Here is a 23,264-nt window from a genome sequence, read left to right on the forward strand (position 1 = left end):
GGTCGAATACTTCTTTTTATTCACAAAGTCTACGCTGAGGCGAACTGACTGTTATATAATCTGGCGTAATATCCACCGCTGGCTAGGAGTTGATCATGCGTACCACTCTCCACAATGTCTCCATCCTTCATGAAAAGAATGAGATCCGACTCCCGAATCGTTGACAATCGGTGGGCAATCACAAAGCTGGTCCGACCAGCGATCATAGTCAGAAAAGCCTTCTGAATCCGTACCTCAGTTAATGTATCAATACTGCTTGTAGCCTCGTCTAAGATGAGCATAGGCGGATCTACAAGCATTACTCGTGCAATGGTAAGCAGCTGCTTCTGTCCTTGGGAGAGATTATCCCCTGAGCCACTGATCTTCGTATCATACCCTTCTGGCAGACGTTTAATGAAGCTATGAGCATTAGCAGCTTTAGCAGCAGCGATGATTTCCTCCTCTGTAGCCCCAGGTTTTCCGTAAGCAATATTATCTCTGATCGTGCCCCCAAAGAGCCAAGTATCCTGCAGCACCATCCCAAAATTACGTCGCAGACTGTCACGCGTAATGGTCTTAATATCCACACCATCAATCTTGATGGACCCACGGTCCACATCGTAGAAACGCATGAGCAGGTTTACCAGTGTCGTCTTCCCTGCTCCAGTCTGACCTACAATCGCAACTCGGGTACCGGGCTTCACTTCTAGACTGAAATCGTTAATCAAGGGACGTTCTGGATTATAAGCAAAGGATACTTTTTCGAAGGTAATGGTTCCTTGACTTGTACTCATGATTTTGGCGCCCTTAGAATCAGCGGGTTCTGGTGTTAGATCGAGAATGGCGAAGATCCGCTGCGCAGAGGCAGTTGCCGATTGAAGCTGTGTAATCACACCTGTTATTTCATTAAACGGCTTAGCGAACAAGTTGGAGAAGATCAAGAAACTGGACAGATCCCCTACCGTGAAATGACCCCGAATTACCATAACACTACCGATCATAGCTATAACTGAGAACGTAACGTTATTTACTAGCCGCGTTGTCGGATTGGATAAGGAGCCATAAAATTGTGACTTCACACCGGTCTGATATAATGTCTCGTTTTGTTCTTCAAACTGAGACATTGCACGTTCTTCATAATGATAAGCGGTGACTACTTTTTGCCCGCCGATCATTTCCTCCACATAGCCATTGAGACCACCGAGAATCTTCGCCTGCTCTTTAAACATCTTTTGAGATCGCATCGTAATAAATCTGGCCACAAAAAAGGTGGCGGGTGCTGACAGAAGAACTACTAAGGTCATCAGAGGACTGATGTACAACATAAGCACAATTGCCCCAACAATGGTGATGATCCCTGTAAGCAGTGTGGAGAAACCTTGCAGCAGTCCATCAGAGACGGCATCCATATCGTTAACAAACCGGCTGATACTGTCTCCTTGCGGGTGGTTGTCGTGAAATTTTAAAGGCAAAACATTTAATTTATCAAAAAGCTCCCGCCGTAAGTCATATACAGTCCGGTAGGCGATTCGATTCGTCAGATAGGTAAGGAGCCATCCGAAAAAGCTGCCGACAATATATACCGCTGCCAGAATCAAAAGCAATCTAAGTACGGCGTCAAAATCCACCTCTCCCGGTCCGATCATAAAATCAATGGCTTTACCGATAAGTAGTGGTCCGATTAGACTGGCGATCACACTGAGTAACGCGCATATAACTGCCCCAATAGCAATTTTTCTATAATGTCCTGTATATACAATTAGTCTTTTCCAAATGTTGTTTTTGTTCATTGGCCCGACTCCTCACTCGATAGCTGGGACAGGCAGATTTCTTTGTACACTTCACAACCACGCATCAGTTCCTCATGGGTTCCGACACCGGCGATCCGCCCTTCCTCAAATACCATAATTTTATCCGCTTGCCTTACAGTGCTCACCCTCTGCGAGACAACGAGTACAGTCATTTGCTGGCTGCTCTCTTTGAGCGCTTTACGTAGAGCCGCATCAGTAGCGAAATCCAGCGCACTGGAGGAGTCATCCAGAATTAGAATCGACGGCTTACCTACCACTGCGCGAGCTATCGTCAAGCGCTGCTTTTGCCCCCCGGATAAATTAAGTCCGCCACGTGATACCTGCGTATTCAATACTTCTGGCAATTTACGAATAAACTCTTCCGCCTGAGCAACAAAGGCTGCTTGCATGATTTCTTCCTCGTTTGCGTCTTCCTTACCCCAACGAATATTCTCAGCGATGGTTCCTGTAAACAACACTGCTTTTTGCGGCACAATCCCTATTTTCTCTCGAAGCTGATGCAGCTTATAATCTCTGACATTCACTCCATCCACTTTAACTTCACCTTGCACTGCATCATAAAAACGTGGAATTAAGTTCACGAAAGTAGATTTACCAGAACCCGTACTGCCAATCAGCCCCACAGTTTCTCCGCGGTTAATGACTACCGAAATATCCTCTAATGCCAATTCTCCTGTTGTATTATAACCAAACGATACATGATCGAATGATATGGTAGGAGCGGTATGATCAGGTTCAGTCATCACAACATTCCCGTCCTCGGACACGGATGCTTTGACACTCAGCACTTCATTCACACGATTGGCAGAAGATGAGGCTTTTGTAAAAATAATGACCAAGTTGGAGACCACTATAAGTGCCAGCAAGATTTGAGTGACGTAATTGATAAAGGCAATGATCTCACCTTGAGACAATCGCCCCCCATCAATGTGAATTCCACCTACCCATAAAATTGCTATGATCGCCGCGTTTACTACAAGTGTCGTCATAGGTCCAAGTAAAGCGGAAATCCGAGAGACCCGGATCGCTGTAGTGGTTAAATCCTCAGATGAGGTATCAAAACGTTCTTTTTCCGTACGTCTCTTCGCAAAAGCACGAATGACTCGTATCCCCGACAAATTCTCACTAAGAACGAGCGCAAGGGCATCCAGCTTCTGCTGGTATTTTCGATACAAAGGTGCACTTCGAGTGATAATAAAATATAATATAATGCCAAAAATCGGCGTTGCCGCTATTAAAATCAGCGATAATCTAAAATCCAAAATCATGGACATTATGATAGCCCCGATGCAGATAAACGGCGCACGAATAACCAGGCGAATCAGCATAGCCACTGCAATCTGCAGCTGGTTTACGTCATTGGTAATTCTGTTAATCAGCGTAGGCGTACCGAACGTATCCAGCTCAGCGTACGATAAAGATGTAATATGTTTGAACATTTTATTACGAAGCGTCGTGCCGAATCCCTGAGATGCTCGTGCTGCATAGTATTGGCACACCATGGAGCAACCGAAGCCAAGCAGAGACATCAGCACCATCAGGCCACCCATACGGTATACATAAGCACTGTCATGATTTCCTACCCCGTTATTGATGATTAACGCGACAATGGTAGGCAAAATCAGCTCCAGAATCGCTTCCATCAGCTTGAAGATTGGACCGATGATGGCTTCTTTTTTGTACGGTTTTAAATAGACTGCAATTTTAAACAACGTCATCCACACCCAACATAAGAAGTATTTAAGCACTTGAAATATGTATAATAACAGTTATGATTATGGCATATCTACTCACATATTAATAATATTTGATTCGTATCGCTCCCATACGATTAACATATCTCAAGTTCGGAGGATTCTTTTTATGGATATTAGACAGCTTAAATATTTTATGGCTATCGCTGAGGAAGGGCAGATTACTTCTGCAGCCAGAAAGCTGCAAATGGCTCAGCCTCCGCTCAGTCAGCAGCTTAAGCTGCTTGAGGAAGAACTAGGCGTCAAGCTTGTAGATCGAGGTCCGCGCAGTGTACAACTTACCGAAGCAGGAGCCATTTTGCGTGACCGGGCTCAACAAATTCTGGAGCTGGCTGATTCCACTGCCCGGGAGCTCAATGATTTTGTCAAAGGCTTAAAAGGAACTCTTGCCATTGGCACTGTCTCTTCCTCAGGAGCGACCCTGCTCCAAGATCGACTATGTGAGTTTCACAAAACGTATCAAGGCGTTAAATTTGAAATCCATGAAGGGAATACCTTCAGAATCATCGACCTTTTGAACAAGGGCATTGTAGAGATTGGCATTGTCCGGACACCCTTTAATGCTACAAATTTAGAATGTCTTTACACACAAGCTGAGCCTATGATTGCCGTAATGACTCCAGAGTATGACTGGAAAACAGATGAAAACTTCGTTGAGATCGGTGAGTTAAAAGATAAGCCGCTCATTATCTACCGCCGTTTTGAGCAGCTTATCCGGGAAACCTGTCTTGAGAATGGTTTTGATCCGCTAATTTTCTGTATGAATGATGATGCGCGAACAACACTGCTCTGGGCAAATGCTGGTCTCGGCATCGGAATTATCCCCAAATCCGCTTTCGAATTAACGAGTAATCGTAATTTGATCTATAAAGAAATCAGTAGTGAGTCGCTTCGCACGCGGGTCGCCGCCGTCTGGATCAAAGATAAATACTTATCATCACTAGCTTCCAAGTTTATTGAAAGCTTTAAGAATGGTTAAACAACAGGCATGTTACTATATATGTAGCGATCGCACCGAAGAACTCTATTATTCTGGAATATCAAGGTGAGTACATCGAAATCCCCTTCCTTACTGTGATGCATTATGAGTATCTTGCCATTCTCGGCGAACGCAACGTTCAATTATTCGGAGATTACTTCCCGATTCGCTTCGACTAATTGGATACGATAGAGGGTGACAATTTATCTTGCCAAGTCCATCCTAAGCAATCGTATATTCGAAGTGAATTTAATGAATTTATGGAGCAGCAAGAATCCTATTACATTATGGAGAAGCAAGGAACATCCCATGTCTATTTGGGATTAACGGATACTTGCACCGAAGAAAATTTCTATCAAGCGGTGAAGTCAGCGCAGGAAACGGCTATTCCTATCCCATTAAAAGACTATGTAAACGAGTTTGAAGCTGAAAAAGGCGACCTATTCCTCATTCCAACAGGTACAATGCATGCATCAGGAAAAAATAATCTTGTCATCGAGATTTCATCAACAACATGGTGGTTTACGTTTAAAATCTATGATTTCTTGCGCAAAGGAATGGATGGTAAACCTCGTCCGATTAATATTGATCACGCCTTTCCGAATATTGATTTCTATAAGAAAACAGCGTGGGTGCAGGAGAATTTAATCGCTAAGCCCGTACTATTACAATCCCAAGGTCGCAACGAAATGGTGGAACTTGGTCAACGAGAGGATCTACTTTTCTATGTACACCGATTACATTTAACTGATAAATGGGAAGATCATACGGATCACCAAATGGTCATGTTCAATCTCGTAGAAGGTGAGAAGGTGAGAATTATATCCTGCGACAATGAATCCGTCTCAGTCGAATTCCGGTATGCGGAGTCCTATATCCTGCCTGCTGCATTCGGTGCCTATCGAGTTGAGAATTTAGGTAGCCAGCCTTGTACGCTCATAAAAACTGGGGTATCCAAATCTTGGGATGTGAGCTTCCTTGAAGACTAAATTCGTAATCGCACTCGACGTTGGCGGGACCTTTATCAAGTCCAGTCTCGTCATGAATGGCTGCTCCATTCAAGCTTCTCAATTCCAAGTCCCTTCGCTTGCAAAGTGAGGATGCCAGCACTACGCTCCAGCAATTCATGACGATCATGCAATACCAATATATGTTTGGAACAACATTATCGAACGATTTGTCTGCTGCAGTGTGGCATATCGGAATTGCATTTCCCGGGCCATTTGATTATGAGCAAGGAATCTCCTATATCCAAGGTTTATGCAAATTTGAATCGCTTTACGTATGAATCTCAAGAAGATTATTCGTAGCTTGTTGGAAGCAAATAATGATCAGCCATGGGCAGCAGCACTCGTTCATGCACCTATTCGTTTCGAGAATGATGCTAAGCTATTCGCGCTAGGGATCAGTACCTTATTTCCACAAGAACGTTTTATCTCTTTAACACTCGGCACAGGGCTGGGCTCTGCTTTCATTGATCAAGGAAAAATCCGAATTGAGGGTGAGGGAGTTCCTCGTAATGGAGAGCTCTATGATAAGCCTTATCGCCATACAATGATCGATGAAGTGTTCTCCCGTCCTGGTATTCTACATGCCGCACAGGAACGTGGATTTTGGATAGAAGGCATGGATGTGAAGGAGCTCGCTGATCTGGCAAGACAGGGAAACCTCGCCTATCAACAAGTATTCGAAGAATTTGGTTCGTGTCTAGCTGAGATGCTTGATCCCTATATCGTGGGCTTTGGAGCACAGCGACTCGTGCTTGGCGGACAAATCACGAAAAGTTTTGATGTATTTGGACCTGCGCTCGAACAGGGACTACTACCACATCATCTATCTATTTATACATCTGAGCATGTTATAGAGAATACGTTCAAAGGTATTGATCAATTATTCTCATAAAAAATGGAAGGTCGGCTACCCATTATTTGAGTAGCCGACCTTTCATACTATCATACGTTATTTACCGTACTCTATAATCATTTGAGGATTATTAGTCATTCTGAACGTAGTCATTTGCGAATAACCTGATTCAATACGGATTGGTTCTCCGCAATAGTTCCCCCAGCCTAACGCTGGGTAATACCAGGCTTGATTGATAATAAGCTGTGCTATGATTTTTGCAGGAATGGTATCATTCAGAATTTCGAATGCCTCGATGACAACTTCCGCTCCCTCGCAATCGAAGGGGACTCCAATGGTAATCTTATGGTACGCGAGTGGAAGTTCTCTGCAAGTAAATCGTTGTTGGTACAGTGGCATACCAATATCACTATGTGTACCAATGATATGCTTGGGCTGATCATCTACGTGAACATGCATCGTTCCACCAGTTTTATGTTTCTTATACATGAACTGAACGCCTGTACCGTAAAATGAGAATTCAATGGTAGATCCCGGAGTATTCGAATGCCACACCGTACCTATGATAGCTTTTGAATCTTGTAGGTGCTGCCATTCACCCTTATAGGTTAATGAATCGGTATCCGCATAACTAACTAATGTAGGCGGTTGATACATATAAGCTATTCGAGCAGCCTCGTTTCCGTTGGATTCTACGCGTAGAGTGGCGTCCGTATCTGCTAGGCCAACAGCATAGAAGTGAATATACTCTCGCATCGTTTGGAAATCATTAGTAACTATTCCTTTAGTAGAATCGTCTTTACGTTCCAAATAATAGTTGCGCATATCGTCTTTCCATTCCCACGCAGGTTGCTCTCCGTAAACATCTGGTTGTTCATCACTAGCTTTACGAACCCGGTTGGCACGGCCGGTAAGTCTCCCTATATGATTCTCAGGATAAACACTGAATCGTCCTGATTTCTGCCATTCCACATAATCGATGTGCTCAGGCATATCGATTGCTACACCAAGTTCTTGTATCTCAAACTCAAGTTCAACATTGTCCACCGTATAGCGAATTTCAAATTTACCACTTGCGAACAGCTTCTGAACAAATAAAACTTTTATGCCTAGTGTGTAATGACCAGTAGTTGTGACTACAATCTGCTGGTCATTCTCGCAAGTTTCTACATGAATGGAACCTGGAATCCAATTACCAAGCTCGACACCAGTCAAATTCAAATGCGGGCCACCTGTAAGTATGACTCGGTTTTGAAAAGTTGCTTGAGAGAGCATCGCTGATTCTTTGCAATATGTGAAAGAAACCATGTTGTTACGAATGAGATATTGCTCATCCGTTTCTTCGACCTTTAATGCTTCATACTGGGCATCACAGAATATGAACTTTCTTGTTGCAATTGGGAGCAGATATTCATCTACGACTATCCCATCCGATGTTTGAAACTGTAAATGTATGCGCTCTCGATCGCTCCAATCTCGTGCTGGAAGTTCGAGTTGCCCACTTGAGTATGGCTTAATATCAGGTCCATAGAAAGACGGTTGAGCAATAATTTGCCCATCCACGTGAATGCTGTAGCCAATGTTCACTTCATTCAGGTTAGTGTGATTGAACCAGTTACTAATTGAGATGACGAGTGGGGCATATCCTGGATTCCCTACGGTGCCTTCCATAATCCGAATTGGGGAGTAGGCTTTCTTAGTCATCCAATATTCAGGCTTTTGTCTGCGCCAGACATCACTCATATTCCCCCATTCTCCGTAACCTGCGGCAGTACCAATTGAATGCTGTTGATGTCGTTCGGGGACACCTTCTGGCAGGAAGAATATATCATCAATATTAGCCCACAATGCACCACCAAGCGCACCATGCGTATTTACAATTTTATCCCACATCTTATATACACTCTCACCCCAGAAGTTGCGTACGTTATTGTCTCGTTCAAGTTCCTCGATGTTATAACAAGCGATATGTGCATATTCATCATGAATAACAGGGGAAGAATAGTTAATTACGATATCTTTCTCAGACACCCCATAAGTGACTAAGTGATAATCCATATCATTTGTATAATCAATATAATGTGCGCTGTAAATATCGGTTGTACTGCCATCCTCAACTAAGAACGGATAACTGAATTTAGTTGGCCGAGTCGTCTCCTCTTGCTGAACGTACTGCAGTTGTCTTCTGAATTTATCCCCTTCCTCATTAGCGCGCCAGCCACTCTCATTAGCTAATGACCATATTATGACGCTAGGATGAGAACGATCACGTTCTATCATTTCTGCTAATTGATTCATATACCATGGTTCGTCATCCCGCCATGGTCCAGGTCCATTTGCATACTGGAAGTTAACGGCTGTTTCTTCCTCTACATACATGCCAAGCTCATCGCACGCCGCAAGAAACTCCTCCGATGGTGGATAGTGGGAGGTTCGTACGTAGTTAACATTTTGCTCTCGTAGCAATATGACATCCTGTATATCCATTTCTGGTGTTGTTGTTCTACCGAGCTTTGGATGGATACTATGGCGGCATGTGCCTCTTAATTTAATTCGTTCTCCATTAATGTAGATTTCTTTCGGATCTGTCCCGTTCTTTCCTGCGAAGCAGATTTGTCGGAATCCAACCTGTACTTCAGCTTGCTCGATCAATTGATGCTCATCGTCAAATAACTTGGCATGTAGGGTGTATAGATAGGGCTGCTCAGCATTCCATTTCTTTGGGTGTTGAATGTTGAAGGATATATCGAGGTGTTGTTGCTCAGGCTCAAAAAAGATAGAGTGCTCTTCAAGTGTTACGAGGGATTGTTGTTGGTCTGTTAGCTCCAATTGAACATAAGCAGCATTAGCTTGATTCAGTTCGGCACCTAATGATACATGCAAAAACGCGTTATTGTAAGCGGTGTCAAATTCAATGTCATAATGAAATCTAGTAAGATGCGTCTTAGGTACTGCAATAAGCTCTATCGATCTTAGAATCCCACCAATATTATGATGAGCGTATTTGCTACCAATTGAAGGGTCCCATATGTCATCGATGAATTCAACGACGATAGTAGTAGCTTGCCCAGCGCGGATCTGATCCGTAATATCACAATCCCATGTCGTAAATCCACCCTGATGATCACGGTTATACAAACCGTTTATCCATACCTTAGCTTTGGAATATATACCATGGAACCTTAGGATTACATGCTTTCCATCATAATCTTCTGGAATCATAAAAGAAGTTGTGTAGTAGTATGGTGTGTCATTTTCGATATTATAGCCTTGCATAGCAACTTCACCAGGAACAATGATTTCATGCCAATCATAAGAATCGAGGTTTTGTGCCTCAATATGTTCAGTTGAGAGTGGATTCATACTGAAATACCATTGATTCTCAAGACATGTATTGAGACATATCACAGGATCTTTCGTGCCCGAAGTATAGGTAGGCTTCGTAATTATTGTAGGTCTTTTCCATGCTGTCGAATTGTTTAGTACTGATGTTGCCATGATCATGCTAATTCAACCTCCGAACATAGATTGATGGATGCCTAGCGTCAATATCATTCCAAAATGGACATAGGAAGAGAACGAACCGCAGTCGTCTTCCTATGTCTTTCAGATGCAGGATTCGTCCAATTTTGACTATACAGTCTTAATCTTGATCGTTTTTATTTCATAAGGTGTAAAGGTCAGTTGCCAGCTGTCCATTAACATGACTTCTTCTTCCAAGGCATTCGATACATACACCGCTTGATGTGGATACGGCCACTTCAGCTCGATCGTCTCACGACCTCCAGCGGATTCATACATACGAAGAATGATGCCATCGTCATCCTCAGCCCATTTGACCGTCTCCAAGACAACATGCTCACTTGTAAAAGGAAGCATTGAACAACATCGATCCCATACATTCGTGCTCTGTAGCTCTGTAGCATCTACGGTGGATGCTGCAATATAAGCAGGTGGATGATTCAGCTCTGCTGCTGCTCGAAGTGTGTGTCCTTGGCGCCAATCGCCGGCATGTGGATACAGTGCATAGGTGAACTCATGATATCCCTGATCTGCCGATATATCCGGCCATCTTGGCGCACGTAGCAAGGAAAGACGAATCGTACTTCCTTGGGTATCATAACCATACTTACAATCATTCAGCACACTGACACCATAGCTATGCTCAGACACATCAGCGAAGCGATGACCACATACTTCATATTGCGCTTGATCCCAGCTTGTATTGCGATGTGTATTCCGCTCTAAAGCACCGAACGGTATTTCATAAGTGGCTCGACTTGTTACAACATCGAGTGGGAAGCCCACCTTCAGCAGCTTATGAGCTTCCTGCCAATCCACCTTTGTTCTAAACTCAATGCGAGCATGATGATGATATAGAACCATCTCCTGCTCAATCGTGGATTGTCCTATACGCCAACGGAAGCCTATAACATCAGCAACAGCTCCTGAGCTGATTAGCTTCTTCTCTAACAGAAATGCCTCTCCAGCAGACTGTTGCTCATAGCGCGGATCAATGTCCCACGCATCCCATAGCGTCGGACGATCATGGAAGAAATGGAACTGATTCGCCCGTTCACCCGCCTTCACAATCTCACGATTCGCTTGTTTATCGTATAAGCTTATTATTTCTCCTTGTTCATTGAAGCGTATACAATAGTAGGCTGTCTCCCACACATCAAGCAGCGCTGGTAATACTTTCGGCGATTCTGGCACTACAGTTACTTCATTTTCACGTACTAGAATCGTATTGTAGCCCATTGCCGGAACATTCGGTACACGAATTCGAAGGATCTTGGTCGTTCCATAGGTACTAACTTCATAATCCAATGATTCTCCATCCGTAGTCACGATCGATAAGCGATGCCATTCAATATTCGCAACACCTTGATCGATAAGATCCTGGGTAGTCAGCTCTAATACACAATCACGGCTCCAGCCCAAACTATTCAATACAAGGAACGGTGTTCCTCCCATCGTCCCTTGGATCTGAATATTTGCTGCAATGGCTGCCATCCCGGTCTGTAAGCTTGCTGTCCCACGCTCGAATACTTCCACATACTCTTTCATCGATGTCTCATACGTTTCTGTAATGGCAGAACCCGGAATAATATCATGGAACTGATTTAATAAAATCAACTTCCATCCCTCATGTAAATCATGCTGTAACGTCGTTGCTTGTTCTGAGCTCAGCGATGATCGCACCAACGTAGACCATAACTCTGCTTCACGATACAGAACCTCAGCCTTCCGATTATTACGTTTGTTACGCCCATGTGTCGTATACGTACCTCGATGTAATTCAAGATACAGGTCACCGTACCAGCTCGGTAAATTTGGATTTGCTTCGGAAATACCCGTGAAGAATGCCTCCGCGCTACTAAATTGAGATGAGGGCTGACCGATCATGAGATCCGAGCGATGAATATATTCGAGCATCTCACGCGTGACACCACCACCGCCATCCCCATGCCCATACAATAACATTTGTTCCGGATGCTTAGCTTTCTCTTTATAAGATTGCCAATGTTCATGAACATCCTTCGGCTGCGTATCCTCGTTTACCCCATGGTTGCAATACGATAGCATTGGCGTTCCATCAATGCCTACCCAATAAAACAAGTCATACGGAAATGGGTTCGTATCATTCCAATTCAGCTTTGTCGTCATGAAGTAACGCATGCCACCATGCTTCAAAATTTGTGGTAATGATGCACAGTAGCCAAAGGTATCCGGTAACCATTCTATAAAGGATCGCTTTCCAAATTCCTGCTGATAAAATCGTTGACCGTAGAGCATTTGCCGCATCAATGATTCACCACTTGGTATATTGAGATCCGGCTCCACCCACATGCCACCGACAAGCTCCCAGCGGCCTTCACGAATTCGTTCTTTTACACGCTCATATAACACTGGATCATTCAACTTCAAATACTCGAAGAGCAACGGCTGACTCTGTGCATACCGATATTCAGGAAATTCATCCATTAAAGCATTTACAGTTGAGAACGTCCGACTCGTCTTACGCACTGTCTCACGACATGGCCACAGCCATGCAATATCAATATGAGATTGTCCTACCATATGGATGACACCTTCGCTATTGCCACCGATCTGTCTTATTTGTTCGACAAGGTGGTGTTCAATTGAAGCTGCGGCACCGCCTGCAATCTTCTCTTGTGATAGCAAAGTAAATGCATCCATAGCTGTATATAGAGCTTCCATCACGCGAGTACGACGAAAATCTGACGCTGGTAGCAATTCCGCAGCATTCATAATGACGCTCACAGAATACATCAACGACTGCACTGTTGTGTTCACATAGACTAGCGTGCTATGAATCTTGCGAATGGGTGCATGAATGGTTGCTTGCTGATTTAAGGGATCCACAGGCTCCGGTACAGCATCAAACAGTTCAATCTCCACTTCGATTTGTTTGCCAACCCGATCAGGTAATTTTACAAATGGGTGATTTCGATCCAACCCTTGAAAGGACTGTCCGTTAATACGAAGCAGCCCTTCCCCACCTGATCCAGAGGTAAAATATAACCCTACTGCATCCTCAGGCCATTCGTTCGGAATGGATAACGTCGTACGCAGCATATACGTTGTACCTTGTTTGCTTGGGAATAAATCAAAGGCTTCGCTTCCGACAAAGGGACGTTCCTCGGTATATTTACCAGGTAATATATATTCCGTTGCTTGTACGTCCCAGTCCTTAATGGGAATCGATTCGAGCCACTGTCGTTCAGATAACTCTCGAATGAACCGTTGTATTCTAATCATTAGTAATCCTCCTGGTCGTTCGTCGGCTTCATCGCACTCATTGTACAACCTGTAAATCGATGGACAATGTTTGCTCTACATTCGAACCGGTGTGAATTTCGAATCGACCAGGCTCGACGATCCATGTTAAATCTGCTGAGACAAATTGCAGCTCCTGTGACGTAATTGTAAAGTGAACCGTACGCTTCTCCCCAGGCTCCAAAACTATTTTACAGAAGCCCTTCAGCTCCTTCTCTGGGCGTGATATCGTGCTGACACAGTCCTTGATGTACAGCTGAACGACCTCTTGTCCAGCCACATCTCCCGTATTCATCACATCCACTGAAACCGTACAAGTACCACCAACGGAAATACTCGACTGATCCAATTGGATACTATCGTAGTGAAAGCTCGTGTAGCTCAGCCCATATCCAAATACATATTGCGGATGGAAATCCGTCTCTAAATATCGATGCCCACGCGAACGCTTCTTATTATAGTACACAGGCAATTGTCCCAGATGCTTCGGAATGGATAATGTTAATCGACCTGATGGGTTGTAGTCACCGAACAGGATATCCGCAATGGCATGACCTCCTTCTTGTCCTGGATACCATGCCTCCACAATCGCATCAGCATGCTCATCAATCCATGGCTCAACAATTGGGCGACCATTGATATACACAACAATCAGCTTCTTGCCTAAACTGTGAAGCTCCTGCAACAGCTCGAGCTGTACTCCACATAAATTCAGTTGGGCACGATCAAAGCCTTCTCCACAATCCATATCACTTAGCATAAACGTATCGGTAATGACCGCAGCCCCAGTCTTCAAATCAATCGTACCTTCTCCAAAATCACGTGCACTCGATCCGCCTACAACAGCAATAATTGTCTCTGCTGAAGCCGCAGCTGCGATCGCCGCTTCGAATCCTTCCCGAGATGGGTCCTTCACTCGACAGCCTGGTGCATACACAACCTCACTAAAGCCTGAACACTTCGCGCGAACGCCATCCAACACGGTAACAATCTGCTCCCGCTCCTGCGGTGACGTATAATCGCCTAACTGGTTATACATATTGTTCGCGTTCGGTCCAATCACGGCGATCTTGCCACGGGATGGAGATAACGGTAATGCCTGTTCCTTATTCTTCAGTAACACAATGCCTTCGCGTGCAGCTTGCCGAGCCAATTCTCTATGAGAGGATTGACCAATAACCTGCTCTGCCAACGCTGGATTCACATAAGGACGTTCGAATAATCCTAATTCAAATTTCAAGCGCAAGATTCGCTCCACCGCAAGATCTAGATCTGACACCGTGATCAATTGCTGATCAAGAGCAGATTGTAGATATTGGCCAAAGGTCTCACCGGACATCTCCATATCTACGCCCGCTTTCAATGCTAGGCTGGCCGCTTCCTCTTCCGTCTCACAGATTTGATGACCATGTCTGAGCTGGCTCATCGCTCCACAATCCGTGATGACGAAGCCGTCAAAGCCCCACTTGTCACGTAAAATATGCGTCAACAGCTCTTTACTAGACGTACAAGGTACCCCATCAATTTCGTTATAGGCCGTCATAATGGATTTGGCTCCTGCCGCAACCGCACGCTGAAAAGGAAGTAAATCCTTCTCCATCAGCTCACGCATGCCCATACGTACGGTATCCGCATTACGCCCACCATCTGGACTACCATAAGCTACAAAATGCTTCAAGGTTGCAAGAATGGTATGATCCGTATTTAACGAATCCCCTTGCAACCCTTTCACCGCAGCTATTGCCATTTCACTAATCAAATAAGGATCTTCACCAAAGCATTCCTCTGTCCGCCCCCATCGCGGATCACGTGTCACGTCCAATACAGGAGAATAGGTAGCTGCTCCCCCTTGTGCACGAGTCTCTACCGCTACAGCTTGACAAACCTGTCGGAACAACTCTGTATTCCAGCTACTTCCTATGGTCAGTGGTACAGGGAACACCGTGTTCCCTATGGCCATATGTCCATGGGAGCATTCCTCACCAAATAGAATTGGAATGCCCAGTCGCGTATGCTCCATTGCATATCGCTGAATAAGATTAGTAACCTCGGCCCCTTCACGCAGGGACAAGCCTGTTTCAAGTGTAACCTCTGTCCATGGATCTGCTCGAAGCACACCATATAGTGAACCGACTCCACCATTCGTAATTGCGTCTTTAAATGTATCCGTGAGCTGAACATCTCCGTCGCCTTTTACATATGTCTTCCAGCCAAAAGGCTGGAGAAGCTGTCCAAGCTTCTCCTCCAGCGTCATTTCGGCCAACAAATCTGCAACACGCTCAGCAATAGATAACGAAGGGTTTTTATATTTCATTCGATATATACCTCCAGTTTTGTTGAGCTAGTGTTGGCGCCAAGCTAGAATGCCAGCATTCATTCCACGGCATGCATCCATGGAAGCATCCGGTTTGCTATAGTTCTCGCCCCAAGTGATGAAATATCTAAATTCATAGAAACCACCCAATGTCGCAGAGAAATTAGTTTCCCAATAGTTATTCATCACCCAAGCGTACAAATGAGCTGGATCCTGCTCTAGCTTCTCATCACCGTTAAGCAATCGATACCCATGTTCTAGCGAACCTAGCTGAATTAATGGAGTGTCTGGCATCGCGATCACAACGCCTTGCGATTCGGAAACATATACAGCTCCTTCTCCAACCGCTGTGTAATCTGCTAAGCTGCCTGGTAATTGATCCTTCCGCATCCGTGTCAACGCATCCATCTTATCCACCCATAAGTCATACTTATCCGTTGATAATGAGCCACCAAAAGGAAGTGAAACATATAAGTTTTCAGGCTTCCATACGCTCTCTTTATGCATACGTATGGCCACATCCACACGTGGACGATCCGCGTATACTGTTAAGAACAAGGAATAATGCTCACAGCCATCCACCTTATAGGTCAATTGAATAATGCCATACACCGGACCTTGCGTAATGAGCTCCGCACTAATTAACTCGCCCGTTGAAACGATCGCATCCGGTCCCTTCCGATTACGGCCCATCAGACGACGCACCTCGGTCATTTCTCCAACCTTCGTTGCAGGTGTAACATCATAGACTGGCGTAAAAGCTGCGTGCTGGCGATCAGCTCGAAGTAGCTCTTTTCCTGTCGTTTTATCGACCCACGAGGTGATCCCTTCGCCCTTTTTCCACGTGATGTGTACAAATGGAGTTTCTACATAGGAAGATGTCATGCGGAAATTCTTCACATCATGCGTAACATCCAGATCCATCACGCGATCGGATGCTAAATAATCGTTCATAAAAGCGGTTCCGATACTTGGTTTCACGGCGAAGATCTGAAGTACTCTCTCTTCACTTGGCTGCAATGTTACCGGAATCGTTACGATCACACCTCGAGATGCCAGACGAAGCTGTGCTGGAATGACCTCATTCGTCGTAATATCACGCACCTCGAAGCCATTCTTGATCTCATCGTGATACCATCCTTCGAGAATGAGATGCGCATAATCTTCTTGTACGAAATGATATGGATTATGAATTTTAAACTTCATAGGGCGCCCAGGAGCAAGTAATGCATCGCCCTTCGCCTCAAGAATGTCATACAACGCACGATGCGCAATCGTACTTGCATTGGCAGCAAAGGCTTCCTTCCGCAAGCCTAATTCCTGAACGAACGGATTCCAAGGCTCGGAAATGGATGAATGATAGCCCCATGTATGCTCAGCAAACATCGTTAACTGATATTCCATCTCCTTCATCGTCTCCGATGTAACGATTTCACAGTTCGGATCCAGCCTTCTAACCTTTTGATATACACGTTGTGCTTCACGGAATACTTGTACATGCTTCGGTGTTGAACCTACGCCATCCGTCCACCAGTCTGGCCAATCTCCACGATACACAGGAATATCTTCCGCATGCTGCTGTGCATGAGCACGAACTTCATCGAAGAAATCATCTAAAGTTGCCATCTGAATCTCAATATTTTCGCCGTGCTTCGCATTCCATTGACGAATGAAGGTCATCGTCTCCGCATTCGGTGGATTGTTATCCGTTGGTAGCCCTGAGAACATAGCTGGGAAGAAGTTAAAGGCATAGCCATCCTCTTGCAAACGCTCAATGTAGCGAAGTATACGCTGTTCAGCAATCTCGAATGTAGCGCCATGACTCATATCAAATTCATCTTTGATCGTATATTTCCCGCCCATACCAGGTACAAGCCCCAGATCATTACCGAATACATAATGCTCCCCACTCCAGGTCAGCAAGCGATCACCGGAAGGCATTTCCCACCAGAAAGGCTGCTGCTTCTTCCAGCAAGGAAACATTCCGTGATGGGTATGAATGCAGGTAGATAAATTATGAATACCGGCATCTAACAATGCCTGACCATACCCCCAGCTGAAGCCGTTAATGTCTGCAGTCATCGCTGATGTAATTGGAGCTTCAATGGAATATCCAAAATCTCGTACACGGGCAATCATCGATGTGAACAAATCTTTGCCGATTAATTCCGTCATATTCAAGTACGTACCGGACAAGCCGATATCACCACGCTTAACTCCGGCTACGAACTCTTCCTTTTCTTGCTCCGTTGCCCGACTCAGGAAGGTTTCGATAGGCCAAAACGTTTCACATACCCACTTAAACCCCTCCCATTCAGGTCGACGACCGGATTGAATTTCACGCAAAATGTGAAGCACCTGCCGGATAAAGTCTACATGATATTGTTGGATCTTCTCCTGACGCTCTGTGTAGCCGATATCGGTATGGGAATGATGAATTGCATAAATTTTCCAAGGTTTTGTGTTGGTCATCTTTTATTCTCCTCTACTTGGTGCTCATATCGATTTATTAAGAACAACAGTTACGATCTCGGCCGCCTTTACTTCAAGCTGGATGACAGCGTTTGAATCGGCCGTAAGCGCTTCCTCATGTGATTCGAGTATATTACTTTTATACGCCTGACTATAGTTCATACGAGGTTCGAAGGCTAAAGTCGTTGGTGAAGTGGTCATGTTGAACCAACGAATCGCAAGATCACCCGTTGCTTCAGCTACCTTCACGGAAGAGAGCTGCATGTCATTTCCACTCGCCTGCAACCATTGATGTTTCGGCTGAAGACTACCATTATGAATATCTGTCGATACAGTCATCCATGGTATTTGATATTGATAGGCAAGCGCATACGCTTCTTCAGCTACCGCAGAACCATGTGGAATAATCATGAGCTCCGCCTGAGCAGGACCTAGACATTGTGCTTCTGGTGTGTAGAAGACGCCCCAATCTCCAAGCTCACCTGTGCAGCGTAGCAATGTAACGGCAATCGTATTCCGTCCATCACGTAACACTTCGTATTCATTTAACCCTTTATTAGCGATGGTTAAGCCCGTCACGTCGTCCTTCACACTAACGAACGCTTGCTGATGTTGACTATTGTCTGGGTTCGTCCACTCACTCGAAGGTTCTGTGCTTCGTGTTGCGATCTCAAACATCGAATCCGCCTGATGCACATCGCTGACGAGATCCGTTGGGAACAGCATTCTGATGCGATGATCCTTCGCTTGATTATCGAAGGAGCTCTTCACTTGAAGTCCCTTACTATATTTCTCAAGCGTTACAGTCGTTGTTATATGGAGCTTCACGGTTTCGGTTGAACGTCCAGCCTGACGACTCGGGAACCACACGATGCCTTGCTGCTCTGCTGCGAGCAATTCATCCGCACTTACTGGAATGTCCCAATCATGAACGATTTGTACCGTACATGCGTATGGCTGATCGGATACGATAGAAATATCAGCTATAAGCGCTTCTGTCGTCAATACGTTCGTATTCTTCGGCTGACAATACATGTATTCATTTCCGATATCGCCGCTATTCTCATAAATACCGAGACCGCGATATACTTTACCATTTGCCTTATCCGTTAATGTGATCGAGCCATTATCTTCAATCCGTGCAGCAATAAACTCATTCTCTAGCGTCCGTTCATGAAGTAGCGAGCTTTCCTTTATTTCAGAATGTGGTCTCTCTACTACATCCTTCATCCAGGCATAAACTTGATGACCATTTGCAGGAACTGCTTCGACATGAAGCTCTAATCGAACACGTCGTGAGAAATACGGCTGACGAAATTTATCATCAGGCAAGTCATAACCGAAGTGGAGCCCCAGATCGGTTAGCTGATATTCTAGCTGACGCCCACCATGATCAATCACGCGATGAGGATGAATCTCGTGCGATGTCATCTGATTACGCATCTTCTCGATCGTTTCGCCTTCCCGGAAATAGATACGAGCAATATCCAGCTCCACCGTAACTACCCCACTGCGGTCATGGCCTGTCGTATTAAACACAATGAATGGACATGCGTGATCCCCGTATTCGGCGAAGCATGATGTATCCACATGATTTGCGATCGTCTCCATACTGTTCTGTACAATAGATTCTGTAACGTGACGGCTCTTGTCGAATCGCGTTACCATCTCACGATGTACCTCATCCACACTACAGCCACAAATACTATCATGCGGATGATTCTGCATGAGCGTCTTCCATGCATAAGTGAATAAGTGATGTGGATACGCATGTCCCAACTGATGAGCATAAGCAGATAACGGCTCAGCAACCTTCTCGAGCAATGTCTGACCCTGCTGGTTCATTTGCTTCAAATACACACGAGAGGAGGCCGTATTCACTAACGTTCCCCATCCATCTGTACGCTGACTTCGAAGCTCACCTTGGACGGTTGATAATTCACAATCAAGTGAACGATGCAGTGCATTCAGATAATCATTGAAATTGGAGTGAATAAACTCCGTGTCTGGATAGAGTTCACTAGCTGTCCGAATGGCTTCCGGCAAGTCCAGCTGAGCTGGCTGGTGATCACAGCCGTTCATATATAGTAGCTCGCTCGTCGATGCATATTTTTCCGCATCCGCTAGCTTCCGATCCCAATATGCCTTGGCTTCTACCGGATCTACTGGGACTTCATTTCCATTCGAGTACCAATTCGCAAATAGAATACCGAGTACCTTGGAGCCATCTGGGCCTTCCCAGATCAATTCGGAGTACGACGATTCATAATCTCCATCCGATACCTCATTGTTGAAGCCCGTCGGCTTCACACCACGACCGAAGAAGGCGTTCTGAATACCTGACTGCTGCATCAGCTGTGGTGTCTGTCCACACAACCCGAAGGTATCAGGAAAGTATCCAATTTTGGATACTTCCCCATACTTCAGTGCATCTTGATGACCGATCTGCATATTTCTTACATTGGCTTCACTACTGGTGAGGAACGCATCCTGCAATATATACCATGGACCAATAAGGATTCGACCATTTTGAATATGACGCAACAGCCGCTCCTTCTGATCCGGTCTAACTTGAAGATAATCCTCGAGAATGATCGTCTGCCCATCCATGAAAAAGCTACGAAATTCTGACTCCTCGTCCAACCGATCTAGCAAACTATCTACCAATTGAACGAGACGAACATGATGCTTCTCATAGGGTAAATACCATTCACGATCCCAGTGCGAATGGGAAACGATATGTGCCGTTCTTTTCTTCGTCATGCCATTGCTCCCCCTCTCACTACAAGATACCTTCCTGCATCGCCTTGTACACGAGTTGAGAGAACAAGCTATTCGACCAAGCAAACCATTTTCTTGTGAAAATCGTTGGATCGTCGGAATGGAAGCCTTCATGCATATAGCCTGTATCCGCATCCGTCTTCTCCAGTAACTCGATCATCGCTAGCTTCTCTTCTGCTGTCGTTGCTGTGAGCCCTTGCATAGATAATGACAAATGCCAGACATATCCTGCCGGTGTATGTGGACTACCAATACCTTTTGCTACTTTACCTTCAAAGTAATAAGGGTTTTCCTTGGATAACACAAATCTTCTCGTGTTCTGATAGATTTCATCCTCCGTTGTGCAGTAGCCCAAGTAAGGAATCGAAATCAATCCCGGCGTTCCCGCATCATCCATGAGACAGTGGTTACCATAACCATCCGTCTCGAAGGCATAAATCGGTCCGAATTCCGGATGACGATAAATACCGTATGTTTTGATCCCATGATCGATATCTGCTTCTAAATCCTTCAGCTCTTGCAAAAATTCCATATCACGGAATACCCACTCCGCAAATTCCTGCATTTGGCGAAGTGTAACCACCGCGAACATATTCCCTGGAATGTTGTAGTGGAATTCGCATACATCATCGCTTGAGCGGAAGCCTGACCACACCATTCCTGTATAGTTGACAGGCATTCCAAGGCCTTTATTCCGTAAGGAATCCTCAGGAATACCGTTATTTCGAGTGAAGCGGTATGGCGATTCTTCAAAGTGACGCTGTTCTGTGATGAACAAGTGATACATGATACGCATAGCTGATTTAAACCCAGCATCGAAAATATCTGTAATCCCTGTTTCCTTCCATAGCGCATAGGCAAGCCGCATCGAGAAACATAAGGAGTCAATTTCAAATTTACGCTCCCATACCCAAGGGGACATGTCTGTTATATCCGTCGTATTCCAATGCCAATCATTCGCAGATTCATTAAATGCATTCGCGTATGGATCAATATGAATGTACTGTATATGACGCTTTACTAAGCCTTTAAGAATGCGTTGAAGATCTTCGTCCTCTTTGGCAAACGGTACATAATGAATGACCTGCTCTACCGAATCCCGTAACCAACAAGCTGGAATGTCTCCTGTGATGACAAAAGTCGTTCCATCCTCTTTTAATTTCGTCGTCGTTTCCAAAGTATTCGGGAAGCAGTTCTTAAATAGCTGAAGTAGCTTCGGTCGATGCGCAAGCTTCTCTTCTGCTTCTTGTAGAACTTCTTGAATCGATTGTGGCAAGTTTAAGGATGGCATCGTAATTTTGGGTAATCTAAACTGTTCCATTGATAAGCTCCTCTACAATTGAAATTCTGTCATTGCATCTGATGATGTCGTTACAGCGGATACTTATCCATATAGTCCAGCAGCTCATCCACTGTTGTAAATGCCACGCCTGTTACGGTATCGGCACAACCATAGTAAATGGCAATGCGACCTGTCTCGCTATCTGACAATGCGGCACAAGGGAAAGTGACATTCGGTACATCTCCTACACACTCATACAATGTTTCTGGTCCAAGAATGTAATTCCGTGATCGTGCGAGCACCTTCCATGGTTCGTGTAGATCTAATAATGCCGCGCCCATACGATATACGAACCCGTTACATGTATTAATGACACCATGATAGATCAACAACCAACCACGATCGGTTTCAATCGGAACCGGCCCTGGACCAATTTTCTTCGATTGCCATGCGGATGCATCTGAATTAATCGTCCCCATCACATAACGATGTTTACCCCAATACGTTAGATCTGGACTCTCACTAAAGAAAATATCTCCAAATGGCGTATGGCCTGTATCACTTGGACGGCTTATCATGGCATATTTGCCATTTATTAAGCGTGGGAAGAGCACTCCATTACGGTTATATGGCAAGAAAGCGTTTTCCAATTGATGAAATGTTTTGAAATCATACGTATAAGCAAGACCAATCGTTGGTCCATGATACCCGTTACACCATGAAATATAATATTTATCCTCGATTTTGCACACGCGCGGATCGTAGCGATATTCCCGCTTCGTTACATATTCGTCACCTTCGAATTGGAGCGGTTGCTCATTAATTTCCCAATGTAGCCCGTCCTGACTAAAGCCAGCGAATATATCCATACTTACGGACCTAGAGTCACAGCGGAACACCCCTGCAAATCCACCTTCGAACGGAATCACCGCAGAATTAAAAATACTGTTCGAGTTCACCTGTGCATCACGCTGAATAATCGGATTTTGAGTATACCGCCACACTGGGGCATTATAGCCACTCGGCTTATCCTGCCACGGCATATTTGGTAGTGCCTCACCAATAATTTTGCTCATTTCCTAAACTCCTCCCACGTCTTTGAATGTAGTCTACGGCCTGTCCTCAACGATTGAGTCCAACCTTTCCCCCATACTGTAAATGATAATAAAGCGCATTAAAAGTCTATTTATTCGTAATCTAACGTTTGTTGACTAGGAAATCATGT

The 23,264-nt window shown here is 44.8% G+C and carries 12 protein-coding genes; 3 read left to right on the top strand and 9 right to left on the bottom strand.

Going from position 1 to position 23,264, the window contains the following annotated elements; genetic code table 11:
* Positions 1-29: 29 nt before the first annotated feature.
* Both MHI27_RS18545 and MHI27_RS18550 read right to left on the bottom strand, forming a co-directional pair.
* Positions 30-1,769, bottom strand: a complete 1,740-nt coding sequence (locus tag MHI27_RS18545) for an ABC transporter ATP-binding protein (protein WP_405174437.1) — start codon at positions 1,767-1,769, stop codon at positions 30-32.
* Positions 1,766-3,502, bottom strand: a complete 1,737-nt coding sequence (locus tag MHI27_RS18550; protein WP_405174438.1) for an ABC transporter ATP-binding protein — start codon at positions 3,500-3,502, stop codon at positions 1,766-1,768. The genes MHI27_RS18545 and MHI27_RS18550 overlap by 4 nt, the downstream gene beginning before the upstream one ends.
* Before the next feature lie 151 nt (positions 3,503-3,653).
* On the opposite strand from MHI27_RS18550, the gene MHI27_RS18555 reads away from it, so the two are divergent.
* The 3 genes from MHI27_RS18555 (at position 3,654) to MHI27_RS18565 (ending at position 6,425) form a co-directional block, all read left to right on the top strand.
* Positions 3,654-4,523: a LysR family transcriptional regulator gene (locus tag MHI27_RS18555; RefSeq protein ID WP_076286242.1), complete on the top strand. Its 870-nt coding sequence runs from the start codon at positions 3,654-3,656 to the stop codon at positions 4,521-4,523.
* Between the two features lie 260 nt (positions 4,524-4,783).
* A complete protein-coding gene (locus tag MHI27_RS18560; protein ID WP_405174439.1) occupies positions 4,784-5,512 on the top strand; it encodes a class I mannose-6-phosphate isomerase in 729 nt (242 codons plus the stop codon).
* A gap of 322 nt (positions 5,513-5,834) precedes the next feature.
* Positions 5,835-6,425 carry an ROK family protein gene (locus tag MHI27_RS18565; protein ID WP_405174440.1) on the top strand — a complete coding sequence of 197 codons (591 nt, stop codon included), beginning with the start codon at positions 5,835-5,837 and terminating at the stop codon, positions 6,423-6,425.
* A gap of 57 nt (positions 6,426-6,482) precedes the next feature.
* On the opposite strand, the gene MHI27_RS18570 is transcribed toward MHI27_RS18565, so the two are convergent.
* The 7 genes from MHI27_RS18570 to MHI27_RS18600 form a co-directional block, all read right to left on the bottom strand.
* The gene (locus MHI27_RS18570; protein WP_405174441.1) at positions 6,483-9,890 is read right to left on the bottom strand and encodes a glycoside hydrolase family 2 protein; all 3,408 of its coding nucleotides are present in this window, start codon (positions 9,888-9,890) and stop codon (positions 6,483-6,485) included.
* Positions 9,891-10,019: 129 nt separating this feature from the next.
* Positions 10,020-13,172, bottom strand: coding sequence for an alpha-mannosidase (locus MHI27_RS18575; RefSeq protein ID WP_405174442.1), 3,153 nt, complete (start codon positions 13,170-13,172; stop codon positions 10,020-10,022).
* A 37-nt stretch (positions 13,173-13,209) separates the two neighbouring features.
* On the bottom strand, positions 13,210-15,504 hold the full coding sequence (locus MHI27_RS18580) for a glycoside hydrolase family 3 N-terminal domain-containing protein (RefSeq protein WP_405174443.1): 2,295 nt from the start codon (positions 15,502-15,504) through the stop codon (positions 13,210-13,212).
* A gap of 27 nt (positions 15,505-15,531) precedes the next feature.
* Complete coding sequence (locus tag MHI27_RS18585; protein WP_405174444.1) at positions 15,532-17,976, bottom strand: glycoside hydrolase; 2,445 nt, start codon at positions 17,974-17,976, stop codon at positions 15,532-15,534.
* A gap of 24 nt (positions 17,977-18,000) precedes the next feature.
* Positions 18,001-20,739: an alpha-mannosidase gene (locus tag MHI27_RS18590; protein WP_076300577.1), complete on the bottom strand. Its 2,739-nt coding sequence runs from the start codon at positions 20,737-20,739 to the stop codon at positions 18,001-18,003.
* Positions 20,740-20,758: 19 nt separating this feature from the next.
* Positions 20,759-22,078 carry a glycoside hydrolase family 125 protein gene (locus tag MHI27_RS18595; RefSeq protein ID WP_405174445.1) on the bottom strand — a complete coding sequence of 440 codons (1,320 nt, stop codon included), beginning with the start codon at positions 22,076-22,078 and terminating at the stop codon, positions 20,759-20,761.
* A 50-nt stretch (positions 22,079-22,128) separates the two neighbouring features.
* Entirely contained in the window at positions 22,129-23,115 is a 987-nt protein-coding gene (locus MHI27_RS18600; RefSeq protein ID WP_076300575.1) for a glycoside hydrolase family 130 protein, read from the bottom strand.
* Positions 23,116-23,264: the final 149 nt, after the last annotated feature.

The sequence above is a fragment of the Paenibacillus sp. FSL H8-0261 genome (assembly GCF_045040645.1).
GTDB lineage: Bacteria > Bacillota > Bacilli > Paenibacillales > Paenibacillaceae > Paenibacillus_AQ.

Bases quoted from the DNA above. Each gene is read 5' to 3' on its own strand.
- MHI27_RS18545 (WP_405174437.1), bottom strand. From the start codon at position 1,769: ATGAACAAAAACAACATTTGGAAAAGACTAATTGTATATACAGGACAT.
- MHI27_RS18555 (WP_076286242.1), top strand. From the start codon at position 3,654: ATGGATATTAGACAGCTTAAATATTTTATGGCTATCGCTGAGGAAGGG.
- MHI27_RS18560 (WP_405174439.1), top strand. From the start codon at position 4,784: ATGGAGCAGCAAGAATCCTATTACATTATGGAGAAGCAAGGAACATCC.
- MHI27_RS18570 (WP_405174441.1), bottom strand. From the start codon at position 9,890: ATGATCATGGCAACATCAGTACTAAACAATTCGACAGCATGGAAAAGA.
- MHI27_RS18575 (WP_405174442.1), bottom strand. From the start codon at position 13,172: ATGATTAGAATACAACGGTTCATTCGAGAGTTATCTGAACGACAGTGG.
- MHI27_RS18580 (WP_405174443.1), bottom strand. From the start codon at position 15,504: ATGAAATATAAAAACCCTTCGTTATCTATTGCTGAGCGTGTTGCAGAT.
- MHI27_RS18585 (WP_405174444.1), bottom strand. From the start codon at position 17,976: ATGACCAACACAAAACCTTGGAAAATTTATGCAATTCATCATTCCCAT.
- MHI27_RS18590 (WP_076300577.1), bottom strand. From the start codon at position 20,739: ATGACGAAGAAAAGAACGGCACATATCGTTTCCCATTCGCACTGGGAT.
- MHI27_RS18595 (WP_405174445.1), bottom strand. From the start codon at position 22,078: ATGGAACAGTTTAGATTACCCAAAATTACGATGCCATCCTTAAACTTG.
- MHI27_RS18600 (WP_076300575.1), bottom strand. From the start codon at position 23,115: ATGAGCAAAATTATTGGTGAGGCACTACCAAATATGCCGTGGCAGGAT.